General features: G+C 40.8%; 23 protein-coding genes. 19 read left to right on the forward strand and 4 right to left on the reverse strand.

Annotated elements, in window-relative coordinates:
* Positions 1-117 precede the first annotated feature (117 nt).
* Positions 118-1,338, reverse strand: a complete 1,221-nt coding sequence (locus BUB91_RS06250) for an MFS transporter (RefSeq protein WP_073098349.1) — start codon at positions 1,336-1,338, stop codon at positions 118-120.
* Between the two features lie 420 nt (positions 1,339-1,758).
* On the opposite strand from BUB91_RS06250, the gene BUB91_RS20950 reads away from it, so the two are divergent.
* From BUB91_RS20950 to BUB91_RS06305, 11 genes are all read left to right on the forward strand, one after another.
* Complete coding sequence (locus BUB91_RS20950) at positions 1,759-1,923, forward strand: hypothetical protein (RefSeq protein ID WP_175551002.1); 165 nt, start codon at positions 1,759-1,761, stop codon at positions 1,921-1,923.
* Between the two features lie 141 nt (positions 1,924-2,064).
* Positions 2,065-2,643: an RNA polymerase sigma-70 factor gene (locus BUB91_RS06260; protein ID WP_073098590.1), complete on the forward strand. Its 579-nt coding sequence runs from the start codon at positions 2,065-2,067 to the stop codon at positions 2,641-2,643.
* A 100-nt stretch (positions 2,644-2,743) separates the two neighbouring features.
* Entirely contained in the window at positions 2,744-3,667 is a 924-nt protein-coding gene (locus tag BUB91_RS06265) for a FecR family protein (RefSeq protein WP_073098351.1), read from the forward strand.
* An 87-nt stretch (positions 3,668-3,754) separates the two neighbouring features.
* The gene (locus BUB91_RS06270; RefSeq protein ID WP_073098353.1) at positions 3,755-7,198 is read left to right on the forward strand and encodes a SusC/RagA family TonB-linked outer membrane protein; all 3,444 of its coding nucleotides are present in this window, start codon (positions 3,755-3,757) and stop codon (positions 7,196-7,198) included.
* A 9-nt stretch (positions 7,199-7,207) separates the two neighbouring features.
* Complete coding sequence (locus BUB91_RS06275; protein ID WP_073098354.1) at positions 7,208-8,650, forward strand: SusD/RagB family nutrient-binding outer membrane lipoprotein; 1,443 nt, start codon at positions 7,208-7,210, stop codon at positions 8,648-8,650.
* Between the two features lie 12 nt (positions 8,651-8,662).
* The gene (locus BUB91_RS06280) at positions 8,663-10,225 is read left to right on the forward strand and encodes a calcineurin-like phosphoesterase C-terminal domain-containing protein (RefSeq protein ID WP_073098356.1); all 1,563 of its coding nucleotides are present in this window, start codon (positions 8,663-8,665) and stop codon (positions 10,223-10,225) included.
* Between the two features lie 112 nt (positions 10,226-10,337).
* Positions 10,338-11,261 (forward strand): glycerophosphodiester phosphodiesterase family protein, encoded by a 924-nt coding sequence (locus tag BUB91_RS06285; protein ID WP_083557862.1) that lies wholly within the window; start codon positions 10,338-10,340, stop codon positions 11,259-11,261.
* A gap of 98 nt (positions 11,262-11,359) precedes the next feature.
* Positions 11,360-12,031: a VOC family protein gene (locus tag BUB91_RS06290; RefSeq protein ID WP_073098358.1), complete on the forward strand. Its 672-nt coding sequence runs from the start codon at positions 11,360-11,362 to the stop codon at positions 12,029-12,031.
* A 26-nt stretch (positions 12,032-12,057) separates the two neighbouring features.
* Positions 12,058-12,423 (forward strand): VOC family protein, encoded by a 366-nt coding sequence (locus BUB91_RS06295; protein WP_073098360.1) that lies wholly within the window; start codon positions 12,058-12,060, stop codon positions 12,421-12,423.
* A 62-nt stretch (positions 12,424-12,485) separates the two neighbouring features.
* Positions 12,486-12,914, forward strand: coding sequence for a hypothetical protein (locus BUB91_RS06300; protein WP_073098362.1), 429 nt, complete (start codon positions 12,486-12,488; stop codon positions 12,912-12,914).
* Positions 12,915-13,064: 150 nt separating this feature from the next.
* Entirely contained in the window at positions 13,065-15,287 is a 2,223-nt protein-coding gene (locus BUB91_RS06305; protein WP_073098364.1) for a TonB-dependent receptor, read from the forward strand.
* Between the two features lie 102 nt (positions 15,288-15,389).
* On the opposite strand, the gene BUB91_RS06310 is transcribed toward BUB91_RS06305, so the two are convergent.
* Positions 15,390-15,806 carry a cupin domain-containing protein gene (locus tag BUB91_RS06310; RefSeq protein WP_073098366.1) on the reverse strand — a complete coding sequence of 139 codons (417 nt, stop codon included), beginning with the start codon at positions 15,804-15,806 and terminating at the stop codon, positions 15,390-15,392.
* A 139-nt stretch (positions 15,807-15,945) separates the two neighbouring features.
* Between BUB91_RS06310 and ygiD the strand changes: the two genes are divergently transcribed.
* Positions 15,946-16,770 carry a 4,5-DOPA-extradiol-dioxygenase gene (gene ygiD, locus BUB91_RS06315; protein ID WP_073098368.1) on the forward strand — a complete coding sequence of 275 codons (825 nt, stop codon included), beginning with the start codon at positions 15,946-15,948 and terminating at the stop codon, positions 16,768-16,770.
* 686 nt (positions 16,771-17,456) lie between these two features.
* On the forward strand, positions 17,457-18,647 hold the full coding sequence (locus BUB91_RS06320; protein ID WP_073098371.1) for an esterase: 1,191 nt from the start codon (positions 17,457-17,459) through the stop codon (positions 18,645-18,647).
* Positions 18,648-19,320: 673 nt separating this feature from the next.
* On the opposite strand, the gene BUB91_RS06325 is transcribed toward BUB91_RS06320, so the two are convergent.
* On the reverse strand, positions 19,321-19,704 hold the full coding sequence (locus tag BUB91_RS06325) for a DUF3037 domain-containing protein (protein ID WP_073098374.1): 384 nt from the start codon (positions 19,702-19,704) through the stop codon (positions 19,321-19,323).
* Positions 19,682-20,476: a HipA family kinase gene (locus BUB91_RS06330; protein ID WP_073098375.1), complete on the reverse strand. Its 795-nt coding sequence runs from the start codon at positions 20,474-20,476 to the stop codon at positions 19,682-19,684. Before BUB91_RS06330 ends, BUB91_RS06325 begins: the two co-directional genes overlap by 23 nt.
* A 112-nt stretch (positions 20,477-20,588) precedes the next feature.
* On the opposite strand from BUB91_RS06330, the gene BUB91_RS06335 reads away from it, so the two are divergent.
* The 6 genes from BUB91_RS06335 to BUB91_RS06360 are packed head-to-tail and all read left to right on the forward strand — an operon-like array spanning position 20,589 to position 25,682.
* On the forward strand, positions 20,589-20,966 hold the full coding sequence (locus BUB91_RS06335) for a hypothetical protein (protein ID WP_073098378.1): 378 nt from the start codon (positions 20,589-20,591) through the stop codon (positions 20,964-20,966).
* A gap of 40 nt (positions 20,967-21,006) precedes the next feature.
* The gene (locus BUB91_RS06340; protein WP_073098380.1) at positions 21,007-21,294 is read left to right on the forward strand and encodes a hypothetical protein; all 288 of its coding nucleotides are present in this window, start codon (positions 21,007-21,009) and stop codon (positions 21,292-21,294) included.
* A gap of 13 nt (positions 21,295-21,307) precedes the next feature.
* Positions 21,308-22,705 (forward strand): alpha/beta hydrolase family protein, encoded by a 1,398-nt coding sequence (locus tag BUB91_RS06345; RefSeq protein WP_073098382.1) that lies wholly within the window; start codon positions 21,308-21,310, stop codon positions 22,703-22,705.
* Between the two features lie 23 nt (positions 22,706-22,728).
* Positions 22,729-23,175, forward strand: coding sequence for a hypothetical protein (locus BUB91_RS06350; RefSeq protein ID WP_128759318.1), 447 nt, complete (start codon positions 22,729-22,731; stop codon positions 23,173-23,175).
* Positions 23,176-23,187: 12 nt separating this feature from the next.
* Positions 23,188-24,021, forward strand: a complete 834-nt coding sequence (locus BUB91_RS06355; RefSeq protein WP_073098386.1) for a sulfurtransferase — start codon at positions 23,188-23,190, stop codon at positions 24,019-24,021.
* Positions 24,022-24,074: 53 nt separating this feature from the next.
* Positions 24,075-25,682 carry a family 43 glycosylhydrolase gene (locus BUB91_RS06360; protein WP_073098389.1) on the forward strand — a complete coding sequence of 536 codons (1,608 nt, stop codon included), beginning with the start codon at positions 24,075-24,077 and terminating at the stop codon, positions 25,680-25,682.
* Positions 25,683-26,529: the final 847 nt, after the last annotated feature.

Here is a 26,529-nt window from a genome sequence, read left to right on the forward strand (position 1 = left end):
TTAACTAAAAGTAATGTAAAGTAAATCGCGGCTTAGGTATTGCAAAAGTATTAAAAGCTAAACAAGTTTTTTAAACTTTAAGTGCATACTAACAAGCAATTCTTAGAATAGATACCGTTAAACGGTTTTTTCTTCAATAGCGGGAATAGTACTCAGGCGTTGTGAATTTAAAATAGCGATGAGCAGCAGACCAAATAACGTGAGCATCAAATATGGGAAAGCAACACCTTGATCAATTAAAAAACCTATAAGCAAAGGCGCAAGCGCAGTACTCAAAATCATTCCCATAGAAAACAAACTGTTTACCGCTCCTAGTTTTGCAGTACCATACACTTCAGCTAAGACTGCAGATTTTACTGTACCGGCAACACCTGTGCTTATGCCGGTCATAATAAGGAATATAAGAGCGCCTAAAATGCTGTCCATAAAAGCAAAAGGTAAAAGTCCTAAAGCTTGTGGAATCAAGAAAAACCGATACAGTTTTTTTGCGGTAAATTTATCAACCCAAAGTCCGCCAATGACAGACATAATAAAACGAGTTACCGCATAGCCTGTAAAAAATGCTGCGTAAAGCGACACAGACCAACCCTTTTCTTCAACAAAAGTATATTGGTATAAAAACACGGCGGTAGAAGTAAAACTCAGCATAAAGGTAGAAGGCATCAAAACAGAAAAGCGCTTGTCTTTTATAATACCGCCAAAATCTTTAGCAAGGGTTTTAAAACTCGGTTTTTTAGCTACCTGCGACTCTTCATCAAAATAGCTGAGATTTCTAAAAGAAAAAACAATCAGACAGACGATCAGGAAGGCTGCACTGGCCTGTGCTGCAATTTCAAACCCAAAAGCAATGATAATCGTTGTAATGCAAATGGGGAAAATAGCTTCTCCCATAGGGAATCCCAGAGCAGCAACGCTGAGTGCTTTACCGCGATTTGTACCATAATAGCGTGACATGACTGTCTGACTGATGTGACTCATCATACCCTGACCGGTAAGCCGCAAACCGATCATCGCCAGAATTAGTAAGCCGATGTGATACGGTGAAAAACTCAAGATCAAACATGAAAGAATCAAGCCTGTAAAATTGAGCAGAACCACTGTTTTAACCGGTTTATGATCTATCGTATGCCCAACTGCAATAAGTATAACTGAAGCGATCACAGTACCCAACGCGTAAATGCTTCCAAAAGTTCCTTCAGAAATAGCAAAGGTTTTTACGAGCTCGGGTACATAAAGCGAGATCAAAAAGGTCTGCCCAAAACTGGAAAGAAAGGTGAGCGCCCATCCAAAACTAACCGTTCTGAAATTAGATCTTAAAAACTGAACGAGACTCTTCAACGTTTTGGGTTTAGATTAAAACTGAGTTTGAAGCTGCAAAATTAAGAAACACTTTAAGCCTAAACGCTTTACCTAGTGGCTTCTTTTCAATTTTTAAGAAATACGTATTTTTAGTATTGAAAATCAATAGGTTGGTGATTATGGGTTAATTATAACATTTGCACCCTTTTAAGAGAATTAAGAAGGTGAACATTGTACCAGCAGTGCTTTTTCGAGTATTGCTTTAGCTGGAATGATCAATTAAAAGATAGACATGCATTTTATAAAATATTCTAAGTATACTAGTATTTACCGTTTTGTTTTCGGTATATAATTTCGCAGATTTTAAAAAGAAAAAACAAGCGCACGTTTAGACCCTCAGACCTGGCGATACATCCACAAACCATTGAAATCTATATACTTGAAGACGTAAATCCAAAAATGATGATTTTAGATGTTTCTGGAGTTATAAAAAAGGTCTATGAACTTGATGACGATGATTTTGCGCAGCCTGAAGGAATAACCTTTAGTCCAGATGGGCGCCTCTTTATTTCTAACGAAGCGCACGGCGGTACAGCAAATATTCTGGAGGTTGAGCTTGACTAGTTCTTCTTATAATTAGTAAAAACTATGCAGATAATAGAATATGTAGATCATCTGGGGAAGATCAATTCTTAACCCAATGATAAAATGCAAGGCTATTATGTATTCTCGTTTTTTACTTTTTTTGTCACAAGCACATACCAGATGCAAAGGCAAATTTTACAATACAGTGATCAGGAGTTGCAGCAGCTGCTTCGCGAAAACCCAAAAAAGGGTTTTGACCGTGTTTTTGAATGCTACTGGAAACGCCTTTTTAGCTATGCTTACCAGATCTATGCAGATGATACTATTTGTGAAGATATCGTGCAGGAAGTTTTTGTAAGTCTTTGGGAAAAACTAGAGAATACAACGATCATAAACCTCGAAGGCTATTTGTTTAGAGCGGTAAAATATAAAGTGTTTACGCACCTGCGAGATTTAAAATTTACACAAGACCATCAGGATATTCTCGATGAGATCGCAATGCCTTCGCGCGCCGAAACGAATCTTGATTATAATGATTTTGAAACTTTGGTGCACCGGGAGATTGATAGACTTCCGCCCAAGTGCAGAACTGTTTTTATGCTCAGCAGATTTGAAGAAGTCTCTAATGCAGAAATCGCAGAAAAACTCAATATTTCCATCCGCACAGTTGAGAAACATATTAGCGATGCGCTAAAGCATTTAAAATCAAACCTTCCTGTGCGAGAGCTCTCGCTCATTATTACCTTAATGTTTCAATAATGTAAACAGATAAAAACGTATTTAAACAAATTATTAAATGCGATTTTAATACTACGTGTGTAGGAGACAAAAGGAGACTTACTTGTAAAAGCAAGATATTTTGACTCAAGAAGAACTCCTGGCATTAGCTGAAAAACAACGTCTGGGCACTGCTACAAAAGAAGAACAAGACGTACTGCATACCTTTGTTGACAAACTTCAGCAAATAGACCTAAAGGCAAACCCTAGTGACCAAAACCGGTTGCGTATTCTAAAAGGTATTGAAGCCAAAATAAAAACAGAGTCAAAAACCGGGCTGAATTATAAACGCCTGTTAACGTATGCGGCCATTTTTATAGGACTCTTGAGTATCGCTTCGTTGAGTACTTATGTATTCGGAACGCAGTTAATCACGGAACAAACAGGAAAGGGGGAAAAGCGCACTCTTGCCCTTGCCGATGGTTCTAGCATCATTTTAAATGCGAATTCTAAAGTAATATACTCTGAAGATTTTACGCAAAACCGCCGGATAGAGCTACAAGGGGAAGCGTATTTTGAAGTACACCGCGATACGCTACATCCGTTTACCATCACTACGGGTCTAGTACAAACTCAGGTACTGGGCACCACTTTTAATATCAATTCTTATGAAGCAGATGAAGTGACCGTAAGCGTAAACAGCGGTAAAGTAGCGGTACATCATACAAAAACAGATGAAAAGGTTTATTTGACCAAAAATCAGCAAGTGCTTTTTAATGCTTTAGATGCTTCTGTTCAGGCAGAGGTAAACAGTGAAGATCAGATGGCTTGGACTAAAAATATCATCGCGCTAAATAATACAACCTTAATAAAAACTGCAGGCATATTAGAAAACTGGTACGATGTGAAAATTGAGTTTGAAGACACGTCAATTGAAGGACTCAGAATCACCGGAAAATTTAAAGAAGAACCACTAGAGACGGTACTGCAGAGTATTGCGCTCATCAATAATCTTAAAATAGACACCTTAACTCAAAAACACTTTGTTATCCGAAAAAAACACTAAAATCCATTAAAAAACCCATCGCTGCTGTAACAGCAATGGGCCGAATTTAAATAAGACTACAAATCCATAATCATAGCCATTATTAAAATGAAAACTAAACTACAAATTTTGAGAAAGTTTCACTTTCGAAAATTAAACTTTTTAGCGGTTTTGCTGCTTTTTATAAGTACCGCTGCAAGCGCTACAACACGGCATCAATCCTCAGAAGAGGTTTTTGTTACCACACGTCTTCAAGACGCACCGCTTAAAGAGGTTTTTGCTGCCCTTGAAGAACAAACCGATTTTACCTTTGTCTTTGACAGCACACTTCTTAAAAATGCAGCATCGGTAACACTCGTAGTAAATGAGACAAGACTTAGTGCGGCTTTAAAACAGATTACTGCACAAACAGGACTTTCCTTTACACAAATCAACAATACCATTACCGTGGTTAAAAGTGCAGCGCAGCAACAGGTTTCTGGAGTCGTTACCGATAAGGAAGGCGTGCCATTGCCCGGAGCTACAGTGATGGAGCAGGGTTCCAATAACGGAGTTACCACCGATTTTGATGGAGTTTTTAACCTTTCTGTAGGGACTAATGCCACATTAGAAGTGTCTTTTGTAGGTTTTGAAACACAAACCGTGGCTGCAAATCTGGGAATTAACATCACCATTGTTTTACAAGAAAATGTAAATGCACTCAATGAAGTGGTAGTAACAGCTTTAGGGATTAAGCGCGAAGAGAAGCGTTTGGGTTTCTCCCAAGCGACCATTCAATCTGACAATCTTGCACAGGCTGTGCCATTAAACTGGTCTTCCGGATTAAAAGGAAAAGTAGCAGGATTAAACATTGTGTCTTCAGGTTCTGGCCCGTTAAATTCTCAGCAAATTACGCTGCGCGGAAATAACTCCTTAAATCCTAACGGAAACAATGCACTTATCGTGGTTGACGGCGTACCGGTAAATAATGAAATGACCACTTCAGGTTCTTCAGCAAGTTATATTGGTGAAGATTCTCCAATAGACTACGGGAATTCTATTTCTGATCTCAATCTAGATGATATCGAAAGTGTTACCGTATTAAAAGGCCCTGGGGCAACGGCCCTTTATGGAAGTCGTGCTGCTAATGGAGCTTTAATCATTACTACAAAATCTGGTAAAAAAACCACAGGCCTTGGACTTACCTACACGTCAAGTGTTAACCTTGATGTTATTCAGCGTTGGCCAGATTGGCAATACGAATACGGGCAGGGTACCGGAAAAAGTTTTAATGAAGATGGTGATCCGTATTACTCATATGGAGGATCTGAGGACGGTAATAATACGGGAAGTACCAGTAGTGCATGGGGCCCGCGTTTTGATGGTCAGGAGTACTTTCAATACGATCCTACTATAGAAGGACAATCGTTAGAGCGCCAGCCTTGGAGAGCATACAAAGATAACCGTAAAGATTTTTGGCGTACCGGTGTGACATTTACTAATAACTTATCACTGCAAGGAGGTAGTGATAAGGGATCGATGCGTCTCTCGGTAGGGCATTCTAAAAATGAATGGATTATGCCAAATACCGGTTACGAACGTATTACTGCGTCGATAAATTCTAATTATCAGATTTCTGAGCATATCAAAATAGGCTCGGTAGTAAATTACAACAACCGCAGCAGTGATAACCTGCCGAGTACCGGCTACAATAACGGTTCTATCGCTTACTTTATGATTTTTCAAAATCCTAATGTTAATCTCGATTGGTTGCGCCCTATCTGGAAAGATGGTCAGAATCAAATAGATCAATTAAGACCTTTTAGTTCGTATATAGATAATCCTTTTTTAATTGCTTATGAAGCAACAAATCCACTTGCCAGCAGTCAGATCGTAGGGAATGTATTTACCAATATAGACTTGGCTCCTAATCTCGATTTGATGTTGCGCGCATCGCTCAATACCTACAATCAAGACCGGGAGCAAAAACGCCCGTATAGTATAAACAGATACGCACAGGGGTATTATGAAGCTCAGGATATCTGGAAACAAGAGGTAAATACAGACTTTTTGTTAAACTATAAAAGTCAGTTAAACAGTAAAATAGGACTTAATGCTTCAGTAGGAGGTAATGCAATGGATTATAAATACCGAAGAACAGATGCTTCGGTAAATGGTCTTGTGGTGCCAGAGGTTTATAAACTTGCAAATGGTGTGAATAATCCAATTGTAGCTACTTATGATCGTAATAAAAAAGTAAACAGTTTATACGGGCTGGTTTCACTTTCTTTGGAAAACAAATTGTTTTTAGATTTGACTGGTAGAAACGACTGGTCTAGCACTTTACCTAAGGTTAATAACTCATTCTTTTATCCTTCAGCGAATGCCAGCGTTATTCTTTCCGAAATTTTTCAGCTTCCTAAAACGGTAGATTATTTAAAATATCGTTTTTCGTTTGCCGAAGTAGGTAATGATACCGCTCCTTACAAAACCAGTAAATATTACAGTCAGAATGCTTTTCCAAGTTCAGCAACTGTTCCGTTGACACTTTATAATGGGAACTTTAAGCCGGAAATCACAACCAGTTATGAGACTGGTATTGAAGCACGCTTATTAAAAAGCAGATTGATTCTTGATGCAACCGTTTATGAAACACTGACCAAAAATCAGATTATTTCAGTGCCTTTAGATATCACCACGGGATTTAGTTCTGGAGTTTTAAACTCGGGCGAGGTACGCAATCGTGGAGTGGAATTAACGCTAACCGGAAAAATTATTGAGGCTCCAAAGTTCAAGTGGAGTAGTACCTTAACGTTCTCCCGCAACTGGAATAAAGTAATGGAACTGGCAGACGGGATTGACGGTCAGCAGGAAATAGGTTCAGGAGGTAATGCAACTTTGCTCGCAAAAGTAGGAGGTACCACCACGGCGATATACGGTTATGGTTTTGTGCGTTCTCCAGAAGGTGAAATAGTTTACGACAATGGCGGCTTACCGGCCTACCCCGATGAAATTCAATATATAGGTGATGCCAGCCCAGACTGGAAAGCTGGTTTGTATAACAGTTTTAAACTGGGACCGGTGACTTTAAATGTGATGTTAGATGGTCAATATGGTGGAATCATCTATTCGCAATCACATCACAAATTAACGCAGCAGGGAAAATTACGTTCGACCTTTATGGGGCGTGAAGAAGGTGTTATCGTAGGTGATGGAGTTGTACTGAATGATGACGGGACTTACAGCCCTAACACTACAGAAGCAATAACTCCAGACTGGTATAATCGTTATTATCGTAGAGCCAATGTAGAATCAAACTCTTTTGATGCTTCATTCTTAAAGCTTCGAGAGGTAAGTCTGCAATATGCTTTTCCAAAAAGATTGTTGGGTAACAGTGGTATCACTGCTCTTAATGTATCTGTGTTTGGAAGAAATCTGGCAACCGTTTCAGACTTTCCTATTTATGATCCTGAAACTGCCGCTTTAAATGGAGATACTATTCTTCCCGGTATTGAAATGGGGCAAATGCCTTCTCCTGCAACCTATGGTTTTAATCTAAAAGTAAATTTATAATTCACTAAGATGAAAAAAATAAAAACACTCATTACCGGTCTGAGCTTCCTGATACTTTTAACTGCTTGTACCGCAAATTTTGAAGAAGTTAATGAAGATCCTAACCGCATTGCAGCAATTAGTCCGGGTACTTTAATCAATCCCATAATTTACGGTCTGTCTAGTCATAATGCGGGTCGCGCACATGCTATTACTTTTGATTTGATGCAAGTTACATTACCGTTTCCAAGCGTTTCAGGAGGTTTGCACCGGTATGACGTAAGTCAGAATATAGGGAACTCATCCTGGTATAATTATTACAAATGGCTCAATAATATAAAAGAGATGGAATTGGCTTCAATAGAAGCTGAAGATCCTAACTATCAAGCGATAGCGTTGACACTTAAAGCTTGGTGCTATTCTAATCTTACCGATCTTTTCGGCCCCGTACCTATGACTGAAGCTGTGAATGGTGAAGCAGGTAATTTTTATCCCACTTTTGATAGTCAACAAGTAATTTATGAGACTATTCTAGCAGACTTAGAACGTGCAAATACACTATATGACTCTGGTTTAGATATGATATATGCAGATGATATCCTTTTTCATAATGAGCCTGCCTTGTGGCAAAAGTTTACAAACTCCCTGCATATGCGTTTGTTACTCCGAATTTCCAACCGTAATGAGACGAATGCGTTTCAGAAGTTGACAGCTATGATTAATGCACCGGAAACTTATCCTGTATTTGAAAGTACGACGGAGTCTGCAATTTTGCAAGTGACTGGGGTGACTCCTAATATTTCTCCATGGGGACGTCCACAGGATTTTCCATTGGGTTCAAAGATGGCTTCTTTCTTTATAGATAATTTAAACGAAATGGAAGATCCCAGAAGGCCTGTAATCCAGACTATGGCGCAAGATTTAAACAATGTTTCCATTGGTTACAAAGGCATCCCTAGTGCGTACACTGGATCCGAATCTCAGTTTGAATACAATGCAAGCTCTTTAAACCGCCAGCAGGTAGAAAACCCAATGCAGATTTTTTTACTTACGTATGCTGAGGTAGAATTTATTAAAGCAGAAATGGCCCAGCGCGGTTTTATAAGTGATGCAAAACAGCATTATGAAGCAGGTGTAACTGCAGCAATAGAGCAGCTTGAAGCAGAGATTACACCAGATTATTTTGAAAACGCTGCGGCTGCCTATGATGGGAGCTTAGCGCAAATTCTATTGCAAAAATATTATGCGCTTTATTTTGTAGACTATCAGCAGTGGTTTGAGTATCGCAGAACGGGTTTACCAGAATTACCTCGTACAGAGGCCATGCTTAATGATGCACGTATGCCTTCTCGTTTTTTCTATCCGTCAGATGTTCAAATAAGCAATCAGGCAAATTATAAACAAGCATTAGATTTACTGGGAGGCCCAGATAATATCAACACCAAAGTCTGGTGGGATAACGAATTGAATTAAACCTAATTTAAGATGAGAAATTTAAAAGTAGCTGCTTTGGGTTGTATGCTTACGATGAGTCTAAGTGCTCAAGAGCAGGCGAAAGGGATTGTTTTTGAAGATGCGAATGCAAACGGAAAAAAAGACCGTAATGAAAAAGGTATTGCTCAGGTCGCCATAACTAATGGAGAAGATGTGGTGCTTACCGATAGTAAAGGAAATTACAAACTTCCACTTGTTGATGGTCAAACACTCGCTGTTATTAAGCCTTCAGGATATAAGCTTCCGGTAAATGATAAAAACTTACCACAATTTTATTACAGTTACAGACCTGAAGGATCCCCGGAATCAAAATTTAAAGGTATCTCACCTACCGGAAAACTTCCAAAATCTGTAGACTTTGCATTGCTATCTTCAACAGAAGCTGAAGAATTTACTGCTTTGATTTTTGGAGATCCGCAACCCTATACGCAGGAGGAAGTAGATTTTTTTGCTAAAGGTGTAGTAGCTGAGGTAGCAGGTATTCAAGATGTTGCTTTTGGATTGAGTCTTGGCGATCTCGTGGGTAATGATTTAGACCTTTTTAATCCGTATATTGATGCAATAGCTGATGTAGGCTTACCGTGGTTTAACCTGATGGGGAATCACGATATGAACTTTGATGCCGAGAGCGATGCATTCTCTGATGAAACCTATGAGGCTCATTTTGGCCCGGCTAATTATGCATTCAATTACGGTAAAGTTCATGTGATTGTTTTAGATGATATTTTGTATCCGGATCCGCGTGACGGTAAAGGCTATTGGGGCGGTTTTCGCGATGATCAGTTGCGTTTTGTAGAAAACGATTTAAAATTGGTTCCCAAGGATCATCTTATTGTTTTGGCTTTTCATATTCCGTTAAGCGAGCCGGAAGGAGACCCTTTTAGAGATGCAGACCGGGAGCGCTTGTTTAAAGCACTTCAGCCTTTTGAAAATACACTGTCTTTATCTGCGCATACACACATTCAACGTCAGGACTTTTTCGGTAAAGATGAGGGCTGGTTAGGCGACAAGCCCCATCACGAGTATAATGTAGGTACAACATCAGGAGACTGGTATTCCGGTAAATTGAATGAAAGTGGTATTCCGGTTTCTACGATGCGTGACGGTACACCTAAGGGCTACGCGTTTATTCATTTTAAAGGTAATAGTTATGAAGTAGATTATAAAGTAGCGGGTAAACCCAACGATTTCCAAATGGAGGTTTTTGCACCTAAAGTTGTGGCTCAGGGCAGAAATACAAAGGCAGGTATTTATGCGAACTTCTTTATGGGGCGGGAAGGCGATACGGTTGAGTATCGAATAGATAATGGGGAGTGGAAACCCATGCAATATGTTCAGGAACAAGATCCTTCTTACGAACTTATGGTTTATGAGTGGGATACGACCGAAGAATTAATGCCGGGGAGACGCTCGAGCAATCCTGTTGTAAGTACTCATTTATGGCGTGGAAGCATTCCTGCTAAATTAAAAAAAGGAAGCCATACGGTAGAAATACGCGCGACTGATCAGTATGGTAAAACGCATACCGGTTCAACAAAATACCGTTTAGAATAGTATTAAGAATGCTTGTTTCGAGGGCCTGCCCACCTTCATCAATAATCTCGGGTGGGTCCTTTTTTTATAAAGTATTCACATTAAAACATGACTATCCATTAAATTAGAGCTTATGAAAAACGTACTTTTAGGATTAGCAATAGCAGTATTTACACTTAATGCTTGCAAATCAAAAACAGAAGAAAAAGAGCCTATGCCAGTTAAAGAAGAACAAGTAACTATTCAAGTCCAAGGGCATCGCGGGGAACGCGGCAATCTGCCTGAAAATTCGATACCGGCGTTTTTAGGGGCGTTGCGTAAAGGAGTAGACGTGTTAGAACTGGATGTGGTGATTTCAAAAGATAAGCAAGTCGTGGTAAGTCACGAACCCTACATGTTGCCTTTGTATATGCTGACTCCTGAAGGTGATTCTATTCCTAACGAAGAAGAAAAGAAGTACAATTTGTACAAAATGAACTACGCCGAAATCAAACAATTTGACGGAGGTTCTAAGGGGAATGTACGCTTTCCGGAGCAACAGAAGATGAAGACGTATAAACCTTTATTAAGTGAGGTTTTTGATACGGTTGCAGCAACTATAAATAAGGAAGTCTTAAAGCCGGTGAAATTCAACATCGAGATCAAGTCAGTAGAAGAGGAGTACGATATCTTTCAACCGAAGCCTGAAGCATTTGTAGATCTGGTGATGCAGATAATACAAGACAAGAATATGCAAGAGCATGTCAATGTGCAGTCCTTTGATCCAGCAATTTTAGAGGTGATGCATCAGAAGTATTCAGACATTGAACTGGCGTATTTAGTAGGTGAAAACACCTATGCTGAAAATAAAAAGAACCTCACATTTAAACCAGAGATTTACAGTCCGTATTATAAATTACTCGATTCAACTGAGGTTTCCAGAATTAGAAAAGACGGACTGCAAATCATTCCGTGGACGGTGAATAATCCAGAAGATATAGAGGCGGTTATCAAACTAAAGGTTGATGGCATCATCACCGATTATCCGGAGCGGGTGATTGAGAAGTTAGAGCACTAAGCGGGTTCAATCCATTTTTAAAGCCGAGTATTTTATAAAAAAATAACTTGCAATAAATAATAGGCAGGTTTACATCTTGCGTTTAAATTAAACTCTCCGTGCAGCTGGAAGAACTGAAAATACATACCGCAAATCTTACCGATCAAAAGCTCTTTTATACGGAAATTTTGAGGCTAGAAATTATAGCAGAATCCGGCAATGCAGTTTCTTTTAAAGTAGGAAAATCTGTTTTAAAATTCGAATATCGCGATGCAGCCACACCGTATCACTTTGCGATTACTATTCCTGCAAATAAAGAAAAAGAAGCCCTTAGCTGGCTTAAAGAACGGGTTGATATTCTCAAAAATGATAGTAACAGCATTCAGGAGTTTAAGAACTGGAACGCAAAGGCTATTTATTTTTACGATGCAGATCAAAATATTGTCGAGTTTATTGCCCGCAATAATCTGAAGAATGACGCAGATGAAGTATTTGACCAAAACTTGTTGCTAGAGCTATCAGAAATAGGTTTACCTACAACTAATATTAAAAAGGAATTTGAACTGCTCAATAAGATTACAAATATGGAGGTTTATGACGGGAATTTTGAACGCTTTTGTGCGATAGGAACCGAAAATGGCCTGATTATATGTATTGACAAAAACCTCAAAAATTGGTTTCCTACTCAGGATAAAGCGTATTCATCAGATTTTAGCTTACTCGCAAAGGTTGAAAGGGCAACATTTAGAATTGAATATAAAAATGAAGTTTTAAAAGCCGAACGTATATAGCCGCAACAACTAAACTAAATTTATAAATGCAACACAACCTTAAATCCATCCGCCCGTTCATTGGGGCAAAAGACTTTGACTTGTCCAGGTCTTTTTATCGGGATATGGGTTTTGAAGAAGTCTTGCTTCCGCCTAAAATAGCTTTGTTTAAACTGGGAGATTTTGGCTTTTATCTTCAAGATGCCTATGTCAAAGACTGGGTAGATAATACGATGTTGTTTCTCGAGGTAGAGGATCTTGAAACACATTTAGCACATATCAAAAGTCTAGAGCTGCCTCAAAAATATGCAGGTGTTCGGGTGTCAGAACTAGTTTATAACGACTGGGGATCAGAGTTTTTTGTACATGACCCGTCGGGGATTTTATGGCACATAGGCAGTTTTAAAAAATAGTATAAAAACCTTAAACTATTTTAAAAGCTGTCCTTAGCTTTGTTGCTTACAAGAACACCTTCATGAAGCTCACCCGTATTAAATCAATTCTGGTAGCAGGTTTTATCGCTGCTTTGGCATTGATTTACATAATGGCTCCTGTGCAACAAGCCGCATTGCAATGGGCTCATGAATTGGATCACGAATGGAATCATATCGCCGCAAAAGCACACGATCACCATTTTATAGCTGCAGAAGAACTACGAGCTGAAGCCGGTCACGATCACCGTACGTTAGAATACATCAAGCAGGTGTTAGAACCTTTTGAAGACGATCTCAAAAATGAGAAACCACACCCTAAGCCATTTAAAATGGATAAGCATCTTCAGGTTGATCGCTTTTCAGAAGACATAGTTACGCATCAGATAACCACTAAAACTTCTTATGATTTAAGAATGCAATTCCACCGGCAATTTGCCCTGAGAGACCCTGTGCCTCCTCCTGAGGTTTAAGAATATCTTTATTTAATTTTTTAGTAGTTCGCTTTTGCTATTGGTAAAAGTGACCTGTTGCGTGCTGTTTTTTAATCTGCTTATCAGCGTTAAACCTTTTTAATATCAAGGGATGAGCAGCACCTTTATTTAATATTCTTATACACTTTTATGAAATACATTTTTATACTATTACTGCTGTGCTGTGCGTCTGTAAACGCTCAGGATTTAACAGGAACCATTACAGATATTGACAAGCACGCCCTTCAGAATGTCAATATTTACAACCTATCAAAAGGAAGTCACACCCACACCGATGCTAACGGAGCTTTTGTGCTTCCGGCGCCACGGCTTCAAGATTCACTGGTGATTTCCCGTTTAGGCTTCAAAACCCATTATTTGGTAGTTGATCAAGCCTTACTTGCAAAAACCTTAACCGTAGAATTAGAAGAAGCAAGCACCTCACTAGATCAGGTAGTACTTACTGCTGAAGTAAATACCTTGAGTACGGTGGTTGCGGTAGATCTTAAACTGAATCCGGTTAAATCATCACAAGAGATCTTGCGTAAAGTACCGGGCTTATTTATCGGGCAACACGCTGGTGGAGGTAAAGCAGAACAAATCTTTTTGCGCGGCTTTGACGTAGATCACGGTACGGATGTTGCCATCAGTGTTGATGGGATGCCGGTGAATATGGTATCGCACGCGCATGGGCAAGGCTATGCTGATCTACATTTTGTAATTCCGGAAACGATAGAGAATATTGACTTCGGAAAAGGGGCTTATTATGCAGATAAGGGGAACTTTAATACCGCAGGTTATGTAGACTTACGCTTGAAAGAACATCTGGATGCAAGCAGTATTTCGGTGGAAGCGGGACAGTTTAATACCTCGCGTTTAACGGGATTATTCAATTTGGTTGATGCGCAAAATCACACGGCTTATCTGGCTTCAGAAATGTACCTGACCGATGGACCGTTTGACAGTCCACAAAACTTCAACCGCTTCAATGTTTTAGGAAAATATACCTATACCAATCCCAATAAAGATAAGATCACATGGACCGCTTCGCATTTTCAGAGCAAGTGGGATGCTTCGGGGCAGATTCCACAGCGTGCCGTTGATCAAGGATTGATTGGTAGATTTGGTGCTATAGATGATACAGAAGGCGGACAAACCAGCCGTACGAATATCAACTTGAATCACTTGAAGAATCTGGAGAATCATGGGGTTTTAAAAACCAATGCTTTTGTGTCTAAGTACGATTTTGAACTGTATTCTAACTTTACGTTTTTCTTAGACGATCCGGTTAACGGAGATCAGATCAAGCAGCAAGAAGATCGTTTTATTGCAGGTTTGCAGAGTGTGTATGAGCGTAAGCATGTAACATTGGGATCAAGCAGCTTAGATTATCAGGCGGGAGTAGGTTTTAGATACGACAATGTAGATGATATGAGCTTGTCGCACACGCTCAACCGCCAGACGACATTAGAGCGTATTGCGCTTGGAGATGTAGACGAACTCAATGCATTTGCTTTTTTGAATACTGAATTCAAGACCGGGAAGTTTATCTTCAATCCGGCTGTACGCTTAGATTACTTCAAGTTTGATTATTACAACAAGCTTACGGAGGCTTACGATAATAAGAGCGAGTCTAAAGTGGCTTTCAGTCCTAAATTCAATACGATTTTTTCACCTGCACAAAACTGGCAGCTTTCGTTGAAAACCGGTATAGGTTTTCATTCTAATGATACGCGTGTGGTGGTGGCAAACGGGGGAGAAGAAATTTTACCGGCAGCCTATAGTGTAGATTTGGGAACTATTGTAAAACCCATAGATCGTCTGGCTTTAAATGCAACGGTATGGACGCTTTTCCTGGATCAGGAATTTGTATATGTGGGTGATGCCGGTATTGTAGAACCTAGCGGAAAGACCAAAAGAATGGGTGTTGAAGTGGGCGCGCGGTATCAGTTGCTAAACTGGTTATATCTGTACGGAGATGCCAATTTTACGCATGCCAGAAGTACCGAAGAAGCTGACGGAGAAGATTATATTCCACTAGCGCCTAAGTTTACTTCAGCAGGTGGTTTGAGTGTAGAGAATTTAAAGGGATTTTCAGGTTCGTTGAGCTACAGATGGTTGGGAGACCGTGCGGCTAATGAAGACAATTCAATTACTGCGGAAGGTTATTTGGTAACTGATTTTAATGTGAATTATACCTTAAAGAATTGGACGCTAGGTGTGATTGTAGAGAACCTGTTTGACACCGCATGGAACGAAACGCAGTTCGCTACCGAAACCCGCTTGTTCAACGAACCGGCGCCGGTTGAAGAAATTCATTTTACCCCGGGGACACCTTTTTACCTGAGAGGAAAGATCACGTATAGATTTTAGTTCCTTCTTAAAGAGTAGCATATCTAAAAGGCTGTTTGTGTTCTGCAAGCAGCCTTTTTTAGTTGATAATTAAGATTGAATATACTAAGTTCTTCTGAAGTTTTACTGTTCATACTTTTGCATAACCAGATATTTCAACGGAGTGTCTCCTGCATTACTAATACCGTGCATACTGTTTGAAGGACAATACAGACTGGTATACGGGCCAACTTCTACAGTCTTACCATCCAGATAAAATTGAGCTGTTCCTTCTAAAACAAAAAAGAACTCGTCTTGTGGATGTTGGTGTGGAGCGTGCGTAGACTTGCCGGGTTCTACGACACTCATCTTGATCGTTCTTCCATCTGTAAAATTCTTATCGGCAAACCAGAACTGGTAGCCCACTTTAGTGCTGTCTACTTTTGCCGAGTCAAAGCTGGTGACACAGGCTTCAAAAGAATAGGTTTTATCAGCAGGTGTTGTTTGTGCTGTTGTGATCAGTGTTATTAACAACAAAAAAGTAACTAGAACGTAGCGCATGATTTTCATTTTTAGGGAGATAAGTTAGTAAATATCTTCAAGTTTACCTGTAAGTGATATAGTTCTGCTTTATCTAGACAGGTTTTAGCTTTCACTGCGTCTAAAAATGGGTATTCTAATCCAATTCACAAGCTGAGGTATGCAATTAAAAGATCTTGAAAAGTGGAATAAAAACCTTCCCAACACAAACAAAATGCCGGTCTTGTTCTTAGGGCACGGGAGTCCTATGAATGCGATAGAGGAGAATGAATTTGTAAACGAATTCAGGAGACTGGGACAAGAGTTGGTAACCCCTCAGGCGATTCTCTGTATTTCGGCACACTGGGAAACCAGCGGAACTTGTATTACCGCGATGAATCATCCACAAACCATACACGATTTTGGCGGCTTCCCGCAGGCGTTGTTTGATGTGCAATATCCCGCACCGGGTAGTCCGGAACTGGCTTTAGAAACCCAAAAATTAGTAACCGGTACAGCTGTTCATCTGGACGATAAATGGGGGTTGGATCACGGTTCATGGAGTGTGATCAGGCATATGTATCCTGAGGCCAATGTGCCTGTGGTGCAAATGAGTATTGATTATACAAAACCGGCACAATACCATTATGATTTGGCAAAAGAACTGGCAGCCTTACGCAACAAAGGCGTACTGATTGTGGGGAGCGGTAATATGATCCATAACCTGCGTCGTGTGGCCTGGGATAAATTGAATGCTCCGTTTGCATACGATTGGGCACTTGAAGCTCGTGAAAAAATGAACACTGCGATTTTAACCCACGACCATCAGACCTTAATTGACTTTAAAAAACAAGGCACCGCTTTTGATCTTTCGATCCCAACACCCGAGCACTACCTGCCCTTGCTCTATGCTTTGGCATTACAAGATGATCATGATGAGGTACAGCTGTTTAACGACGAACCTGTAGGTGGTTCGCTTTCTATGACTTCGCTTAAGATTGCTTAGTGTAGGATATCAAGCTTTCAGTTCATTTTTTACTCAGGAGTCAGTTATTTTACGGGACTTCGTGAATCTGTGATTTCCATCGATGAAAAAACGAACCAACCCGTCTATACAGCCGAGCAGGAAAATCTAGACTTACATAAGCTTCTTTAAATTATGCTCGCTGCACTGCATGCGCTTAACTCGGGCGGCCCATCGCCCTCAAACAGAACCGCCTGCGACGTTTCGCTCCCTGTAAATTTTACGAGAACCTTATGATAGGCCATTGCTGCTATTCTATTAGACATTTTATATAACACGTTATTTCGACCATCGGGAGAAATTATATCCTTTAGTATTATCATGTACTATCCCTCATTCCCAACCTTTCTTCCAATAGAGAAGGGAGGTGCTTTGCGTGTGTGACCTCCCCCTACCATTAAGGTGACTATAGTTCTTAAAAAATAGTACTTATATTCGAAGGGTTTGATTTCTTTTTCTTCAGTATAGCAAGAAGGCTTCGTTAAAAATTTAGGAGCATTAATGATAAGTATGATTATTCAAACGAGGCTAAGAGATTTATGAATATAACAACTCCGCTCCTAAAACAATCCCTATAAAGGAGTACTCTTAACATTGTTTTGAAAGAAAAGGCAATGAGGAATACTTTTGAATGGCTAAATTTGAGAGATAATCCATTTTAAACGTTTATGAAAAACTATATAGTCTTTGCTCTTCTGTGCATCACAAGCCTCACACAGGCACAAGAGGCTTTGTTCAGCGGAGGCAAAGTAAGTTCGCCTCAAGTCCATGCCGATAAAACCGTCACTTTTCGTCTGGCAGCGCCCCAAGCCGACAGCGTTCAGGTAACCGGAGATTTTCTGCCAACGATTAAAGTAGAAACCCCAATGGGCAAAGTTGACGGTCCGGGGAAAGTAAATCTTATAAAAAATGAAGACGGAATCTGGTCGTTTACGACAAAAGCATTAAACCCCGAATTGTACACTTATGCGTTTATCGTTGACGGATTTAAAACTACAGATCCTGCCAATCCGTTTTTGATACGGGATGTGGTTTCGGTGACCAATATTTTTATTGTTCCCGGCGAGCAAGCTGATTTATACCGGGTACAGGATGTGCCGCATGGTACGGTAGCCAGCCGCTGGTATGATGCTCAAGATTTGGGTTTTGACCGAAAGCTTTCCATATATACCCCACCGGGTTATGAGCAATCTGATAAAGAATATCCTGTATTATACTTGCTGCACGGAGCGGGTGGAGACGAAGAAGCTTGGTTATCTTTGGGGCGTGCGGCTCAGATTCTTGATAATTTAATTGCTGAAGAAAAAGCAGCGCCGATGCTCGTAGTAATGCCTAATGGAAATGTAGGTCAGGATGCTGCACCGGGAGCCGGAAGTGACGGATATTACACCCCGCAGTTTATGACACCGGAAACGATGAACGGGAAATACGAAGCCCAGTTTATGGATATTGTTGATTTTGTAGAGACAAATTATCGCGTAAAAGCTAATAAAGAAAATCGCGCCATTGCCGGACTCTCCATGGGTGGGTATCACAGTATGCACATCTCGCGTTTTTATCCCGATACCTTTGACTATGTCGGACTCTTTTCTGCGGCGATCATGCCTCGAGAAGATAAAAGCGATAAAGGCGTGTATGCTGATTTTGAAGAAACGCTAAAAGCTCAGAAAGATAACGGCTATAAGCTCTACTGGATCGCTATTGGGGAAAGCGATTTTCTATACGAAGCCAATACTGAATACCGCGAATTATTAGATAAAATAGGGATGCCTTATGAATATACAGAGTCTGATGGCGGACACATTTGGAGGAACTGGCGCGTGTATTTAAGTGAGTTTGTACCGCTTTTGTTTCAATAGAAATTCTTTTTTTAGGTCATAACCCATACTGAATGCAGTCGAAAGGTGAACAATGCAAATCTCCTAAAGTCAATTTTTGTAATTTGAACTTCTAAATCATGTTTGTTCATTTTCTTTACTCGCGTGATTTCTATTTCACGGGAGCTCGTGAATCTCCTAACGTCGATTTGCCTCGTCTAAAGAAAACGAACCAAAAGAAACGACGCTTTTTCTTAGGTATTTTTACCTTATCAGGTAAAACCACAACAAGTTCCCTAAATTTTCTCCAAGGCTTCGAAAATTTTTAACGGGTACTTATTGCTATACTGAGGCAAAAGAAGCCTAAAGAATACTATTCTTAGTTCTGATTTTCAAAACGGCCTACTTTTTAGATCTGTAGTAAAACAAGCAAAAGCCGCAGCGCTGGGCAGTGGAGCTTGCATCCGACGAGTGTGACGAGAGGAATGCACAGGCGCAGCGGTTTGCCATCCGCAGGATAAGGGATTTGTGTAGTTTTCAAGGATCTAAAAATAAGCCTTGATTTTTTGGTTCTTTGGCATCAAGGCAAAAGAATAGAAACACGGCTAGTAGTTGGGAGTCTCTTTTATTAATCTCGCTGTCGCTATACTGAAGAAAAAAGAGTACTTAGTAATAAAGTCATCAGTTTCCTATAGGTATTTTAAATCGTGAATCCTCAAAGCACCAAATCCTCAAACAACTTTTCTAAAGTCATTTCCAGATCCTCGCTAAAACCCGGATGGGTCTTTGAAGTTTGTATCACCGAACTTCGGGTAGCGGTTAACCATCTAAAACGTTCTGCAGCTTCCAGTTTTGCTATGGGTCCGCCGTGTTTGTCACCCGCACAAATCGCTTTAAAGGCGTCTAGGTTTTTTTGTACCTGTTGCACATCCAACTCCGGACAAAAAGCGGCCAACTTTTTAGGGTCTAGTTGATACTGCATCCCAATAAAACGCGGGCGTTTGCAATAGACCACCACACCTACATTAAAAAACTCCTCGCGCTCTACCTGAGGCACAATGCGGATTACCGCGTATTCATACAAGTGTTTGTCGTGCATCTTGAGCGGTTTTGGTGAATAAATCAGAATAGGTCAGTCGGGTTTTTAAAAACTGAAAATAGACTTCTCGCAGTTCGTCTACACGTTCGTCATAGCCTTCCCAGTCCAGCCATTCGTTAGGGATGAGGTTTACAATGCTTTGTAAAACTTCATCGGTGAGTAGTGCTTTCAGTTTGGTGTTTGCTGCGGTCAATTCAGAAGCCTGCGGAAGCAATACGTGATCTTTAATCATCGCAAAAGGGGTTGCAGCACTTTTCTCCCAGTTGGTAAAACTGTGGTGAAAATATAAGGTTGCCCCGTGATCAATAAGCCACAACTCCCGGTGCCACATCAGCATATTGGTATTGCGAAAGGTGCGGTCAATATTGGTCATAAACGCATCAAACCAAACGATTTCAGAAGCCAGTTGCGCTTCAACCGTAGTCACCACCGGATCAAAATTGATAGCACCCGATAAAAAATGCAAGCCAATATTCAGCCCTTGAGAAAACTTCAACAGATCCTGAATTTCCTCATCGCCTTCGGTACGACCAAAGGCCTCATCCAGATGCGCATACACCACTTCAGGCACTCTAAATCCCAGAATCCGACCGATCTCACAACCCAACAATTCGGCTATTAATGCTTTAGGTCCGTGACCGGCGCCTTTAAATTTCACAACATATTTAAAGCCGTCGTCCGCATCGGCAACAGCGGGTAACGAACCGCCTTCCCGCAAGGGTGTGATATAGCGGGTGACGTTTACGTGACGCAATTCTGGAGGTGTTTGCATAGCTTGTATTAAGTGTGGTAAAAATAAGGTTTTCGCTTATTATCACATCTTTTAAAGCTAGTAATGCTACGCTGTGTATATTTGAGTGAATGCGACTTATTTATAAAAGAATATGAAAGTCTATGCGTCCTGTAAACATTGTAAAGCAGAACTTTGGTATAAAACCAAAGCAGAAACCCGTATAGAATTAGTTATGCTTAAAGGCAAATTGATAAGCTGTACCTGTAAGAGTTGTGGTAGAGAACAACAACTTGATGTAAATGAATTAAAAGCAAAATATTCTAAAACTCCGCAATGGATAGCAGGTATTATTTTTTGTGTGGGAACTTTGGGTAGTTTATACTTGGGATATTTTGTCTTAGAAAACATACGAAACCACTATTTAGCTTATTGCGCCTGCAGTCTTCTGGTGATGCCGGGATTGGTTTATGGTATTCTTCATCAAGAAGAACGCCGTCGTGTAAATGCTTTTAATCAGATGTGGGGTTGAGTAAGGCTCAGAATTTGATACTGATAGCTAAAATAGTCCTATGATTTTACTTTTCATTTTTGGAGTTTCCATCTTGCAATATGCACTGTATTTTTTTAATGCAAAAAGTCATACTAAAATACCGGGATTTATCATTACAGTATTATTTTTAATAGGTCATTTCTATGTCTTTCCTCAATTGTTTTTTCCAGAGCCAAGACCGGATGGAATAAATTGCGGAATGCCTGCTTTAGGTATTATGCTGGCATTTTGGGTATTTGGAACAGTAGCGATCCTTATTACATATACTAGCTTTAAGCTAACAACCAGAGTTAAACAAATAAAATAATAAAAACGACCCCATGAAAAAACTACTCGTTGTATTCATCGGTATCAGTTCGTGTATGCTGTCTGCTCAGGATATCACAGGTGATTGGTTTGGCGCTTTAAAAGTCCAGGGCATAGAGTTGCCCTTGGTTTTTCATTTTAAAGAAAGCGATACCGGTTATAAGGGTACAATGGATAGTCCTGATCAAAAAGCTTTTGGGATTCCGGTTACGACAACGCACTTTATTAGCGATACCTTAAAACTGGAGCTTAAAAATTTAGGAGCAACATATAAAGGCGTTTTGGCTGACGAACACATCACCGGAACGTTTACACAAATGGGAAACAGTTTTCCACTTGATTTGGGGCGGGAAGCATTAAAAAAAGAACCGCTTAAGCGTCCGCAAGAGCCTAAAGCGCCGTTTCCGTATACTAGAGAAAATGTAACTTTTCATAATGAAAAAGCAGCCATTGATCTGGCAGGAACGCTCACCTTACCTGAGGGTGATGGGAATTTCCCGGCGGTTATATTAATCAGTGGCAGCGGACCTCAAAATCGGGATGAAGAATTGATGGGGCACAAGCCTTTTCTGGTAATTGCCGATTACCTGACCCGCCATGGAATTGCCGTATTACGCTATGACGATCGGGGAGTGGGTGAGTCTAAAGGAAATTTTGCGACAGCAACTTCTGCTGATTTTGCTACAGATGTGGAAGCAGCAATGACCTATTTAAGAACCCGTAGCGAAATCAACACGGAACAAATAGGTTTAATAGGGCATAGTGAAGGTGGAATCATAGCGCCTATGGTTGCGGCAGATTCAAGAGATGTTGCTTTTATTGTACTGCTCGCAGGAACCGGAGTGCGTGGTGATAAATTGCTGTTGCTTCAGCAAAAATTAATTGCACAAGCATCGGGTGTTTCAGAGGAAGAAATAGCAAACTCTCAAGCGGTTAATTCAAAATTGTTTGATCTGGTGGTGAAGTCTTCAAGTACAACTCAACTTCGACAAGATATAAAAGCATACGCTCTAGAAGTCGTTAAAAAAGAGGGAGAAGCTGCACAAATTCCGCAGGGGATGACCACAGAGGCCTATGTAAACAAACAAGTTGATCAGATTGTAAACCCGTGGATGGAATATTTTATCAAATACGATCCGGTTACTAGTTTAAAGCAGGTTACCTGCCCCGTTTTAGCCCTCAACGGCGCAAAAGATCTACAGGTAGCACCTCAACAAAACCTTCCGGCTATTCAACAAGCACTAGAAGCCGGGGGCAATACTGATGTTACGGTTAAAGAATTTCCCAATCTCAATCACCTGTTTCAGGAAAGCGAAACCGGAAATCCCGGGGAATACGGTCAAATCGAACAAACCTTTTCGCCTTTGGTCTTGAAAGAGGTAACTGAGTGGATTTTGCAAAAAACAAATTAATACCAACTTTTAACAATCAATCTATGAGACACCTACTTTTACTGATGCTTTTAATCATTTCCTGTAAGCCCTCCAGGGAAAAAGCAGCAAATGCTGATACAGAAGAGCAAGAGGTAAATACCACTCCTGCTGTTTTAGAAGAACCGGTTTTTGAATCAGAAGAAGATGCAAAACTTGCGGTATTACAAGGCACATGGAATAGCGATGAAGACAGTGCTTCTTACTTAAAAATAACCGATGACCAATTGTTTATGGGATATGAAGGCGTGGATACCGGGACAGATACCTATACCATTACAATTGCAAACCAACTACCCAACGACCAAGCTTCAAATCCAGATACGTACTATCTGATTTTAACCCAAGGGGACGAGACGCTTACCTATGCGATAGATATTCTTAACGAAGATAGCTTGAAGCTGCTGTTTTTGCCTCGGGGTAATTTTTTAAGCTACAGCAGAGCGCAATAAAATCTGTTTGAAATGGAGGTAAAAGAGATCGTTTCCGCAGCGTGGCTTCACGCACATTTAGATGATGAAAATCTGATCATTTTAGACGCCAGTCTCGCACAAACCGCAACCGGTAAATCCGCAGCTGGTTCATCGGAAACCATACCCAATGCACGGTATTTTGACCTGAAGCAGGTGTTTTCAGATGCTTCAAGTGCATTTCCCAATACGTTACCTGTCCCTGCAGTATTTGAAGAAGAAGTCCGGAAACTGGGTATTGATGCCGATTCTATGCTTGTGATTTTTGATGCAATGGGTGTGTATTCGAGTCCACGGGTGTGGTGGCTTTTTCAGTGTATGGGACACCAAAACAGCGCCGTGCTTGATGGAGGTTTACCCGAATGGAAACAACAAGGTTTTGCAGTAGCTTCTGAACACATTAAGCATTGGGAAGTGGGTGATTTTAAAGCAAAGTACAATCCGGAATTGCTAGCGACTTATGAGGAGGTGCTTGCAAACACATTAGACAAAAGCTTTACGGTAGTCGATGCCCGTTCTGCAGGTCGATTTAACGGAACCACTCCCGAACCTCGTAAACACCTCAAAAGTGGCAGTATTCCCAATTCGATCAATATCCCCTATGAAACGGTTTTGGTTGATGGAAAATTCAAAAGCAAAGAAGTACTTCAGGAACTTTTTAAACAAACCACAGATACCGAGAATTTGGTGTTCAGTTGTGGTTCGGGTTTGACCGCGTGTATTGTGATGCTAGCTGCAATACGTGCCGGTAAATCGAGCAAACGGGTGTATGACGGTTCGTGGACCGAATGGGCCGAACTGCAAAACCTGACGCTTAAAGCAGGGTAGAGCAGGATAAGCATATTGTCCTAATCTCCTAATTTGTAGCAATAATCAATCTTATGAAAAAGCATTTATACTTCCGCTGTAAGCTTTCCACATTCTGGGTTCTTATTTTTCTTTTTAGCTTGATGCAGTCCGCGTATGCTCAAAGCACCACAATTACAAACGACTCTTTTTGGAATACCGTCAATGGTCAACCCATCTATTCACAGGGTGGGGGTATCTTTCAGTTTAAAGATCCGCAAAGCGGAAAGCTAAAATATTACTGGTACGGGGTGCATTACAAAGAAGCCGAAAACTATAGGGATGATCCTTCGGTCACGTATGAACGCAATCATTTTGAGGGCGTAACCTGTTATACTTCCACCGATTTGGTCAACTGGAAATTTGAAAAGCACGTCCTCACCAAAGAAGCTGTGAATTATGAAGAGCGCCCTACCTGGTTGGGGCGTATGGGAGTCGCTTATCTGGAGGAGACTAAGCAGTATGCGCTGCTTATTCAGCACGGCAATAATGTCATGATTGCCTTAGCAAACTCACCGGTGGGGGATTTTAAAGTCCATAGACGTATTGATATGACAGAACGTATTGGGACACCCAATACCGGAGATCAAACGGTATTTACGGACCCGGACACGGGGAAAAGCTACCTCGTCTATTCCTACGGGCGCGGTCGTAATAAAATCTACCTTTCAGAAATAGGGATGCGAGATGGTAAGGTTGATCTGCTGGATTGTGTTCAAATCTTTAAAGGGGCCAGCCGCGAGGGAAACTGTATGTTCAAGTATCAAGACAAGTATTATATGGCTGCCTCTAACATTTACGGTTGGGACGGTTCGTTTGCATATTATCTCGTTTCTGATTCTATTTACGGTCCGTATAAACCGGTAAATGATATGCAGATTATGCCGGGTAGCGAGCAGGATTATGCGCATGTATCGCAAACCGGTTTTTTCTATACCATTCCGGGAAGTGAACAAGAAACCGTGTTGTTTTGTGGAGACCGCTGGGCAGAGTTTGCCGGCAACGGACTCGGGTACAACCAGTGGGTACCTCTATCTTTTGATGGCGATACGCCTTATTTTAATAGCTTAAGCGCCTGGAATCTGGATGAAGCTACCGGAAAATGGAGCGTTGCCGAGACCAATAATTATGTGATGAATGGCAGTTTTGAAGCTGACCGCCGTTACATTCCCAGCAACAACAAACCCGTGCAGGAACAATTATTGGGTTGGCATACCGAAATCCTAAAAGGAAATACCATCTCCACTACAGATCCTGATTCGCCGGTATTGAATTATTTCAATACTACAGCAGACCGTAAGGAGGTAGTGGGTGAAAAGAGTTTGAATATCAGTGATAAAACTGCCTTTGAGCGTCACATTACGCAGGAAGTTAGCTCAACACCCTATGTCTCTTTACCGGACGGAATTTATACCCTTACTGCAAAAGTGAAAAATACCGAAGGTTTTGAAGAGCTTACCTTGTTTGCCAAAAGCGGAGCAACCACAGTAGACCATTCTTTTGCGGAGCCTTCTGCTACCTGGAGGTCTATTCAGATTCCAGAAATCAACATAAAAGGCGGAAGCGTCACCCTAGGTTTTACTGCTAAAGGTGCCGGCGGAGCAAGTGCTCAGATTGATGAGGTTAGTTTGGTGAGGGAGTGAGTTGTCGTCAGAGACTAAATAGGCTTCTTGCAAGCAGGATAGCTCTAAATCATAAAATGAGGTTGTTATTGGCACCGCCAAAGACTTTAATACCCCGTCCTGATAGCTACCTTAGGTTTGTTTTTAACGAATGCCTTGCGGGCCTGCCTTTGTCGGTAGACAGGCTTGCCCTGAAGTAGTTTACTGACTTTGGGATGAAAGAACAGAACGTGATATAAAAAGTATCGTTTCTATTTGTGTTCCTGTTTTTTTGCCTTGATACGGCAAAGCATGTCTTTGAGCGAGTTGATGCGGCTGGAAACCAAAAAAATCAAGGCTCACAAGACGGTATCTAAATTTTTCGTTTGCTCCACTGCATAGTTTTTGATTAAAAAAGCCCCACGCGGCAAGCTGGCTCATTCGCTAGAATAGTCCACAGGACTATTCTTTAACGCGCTTGCCCTACGATACCTTCTTGTAGGTCGTTATTCAAGTATTAATAAGCATTTAAATGATATTCATACCCAAAGGGTTCGGTTCCCTTTTGGTCAGTATAACGACAGCATCCCGTTAAAAATTCCTGAAGCTATTTTGAAACGAGGGAATTTCGATTTCATTTGAACCTTTGGGTACGAGAATTTTCAATATAATGGTAAAACGGCCTACTTTTTAGATCTGTAGTAAAACAAGCAAAAGCCGCAGCGGTGGCAGTGGAGCTTGCATCCGACGAGTGCAACGAGAGGAATGCACAAGCGCAGCGGTTTGCTATCCGCAGGCAAAGGCGTTTGCGTAGTTTTCAAAGATGTAAAAATAAGCCTAGATTTTTTTGGTTCGTTTTTTCATCGATGGAAAAAATGAACAGAACATG

The organism is Leeuwenhoekiella marinoflava DSM 3653 (genome assembly GCF_900129005.1).
In the GTDB taxonomy this organism is placed as follows: Bacteria; Bacteroidota; Bacteroidia; order Flavobacteriales; family Flavobacteriaceae; genus Leeuwenhoekiella; species Leeuwenhoekiella marinoflava.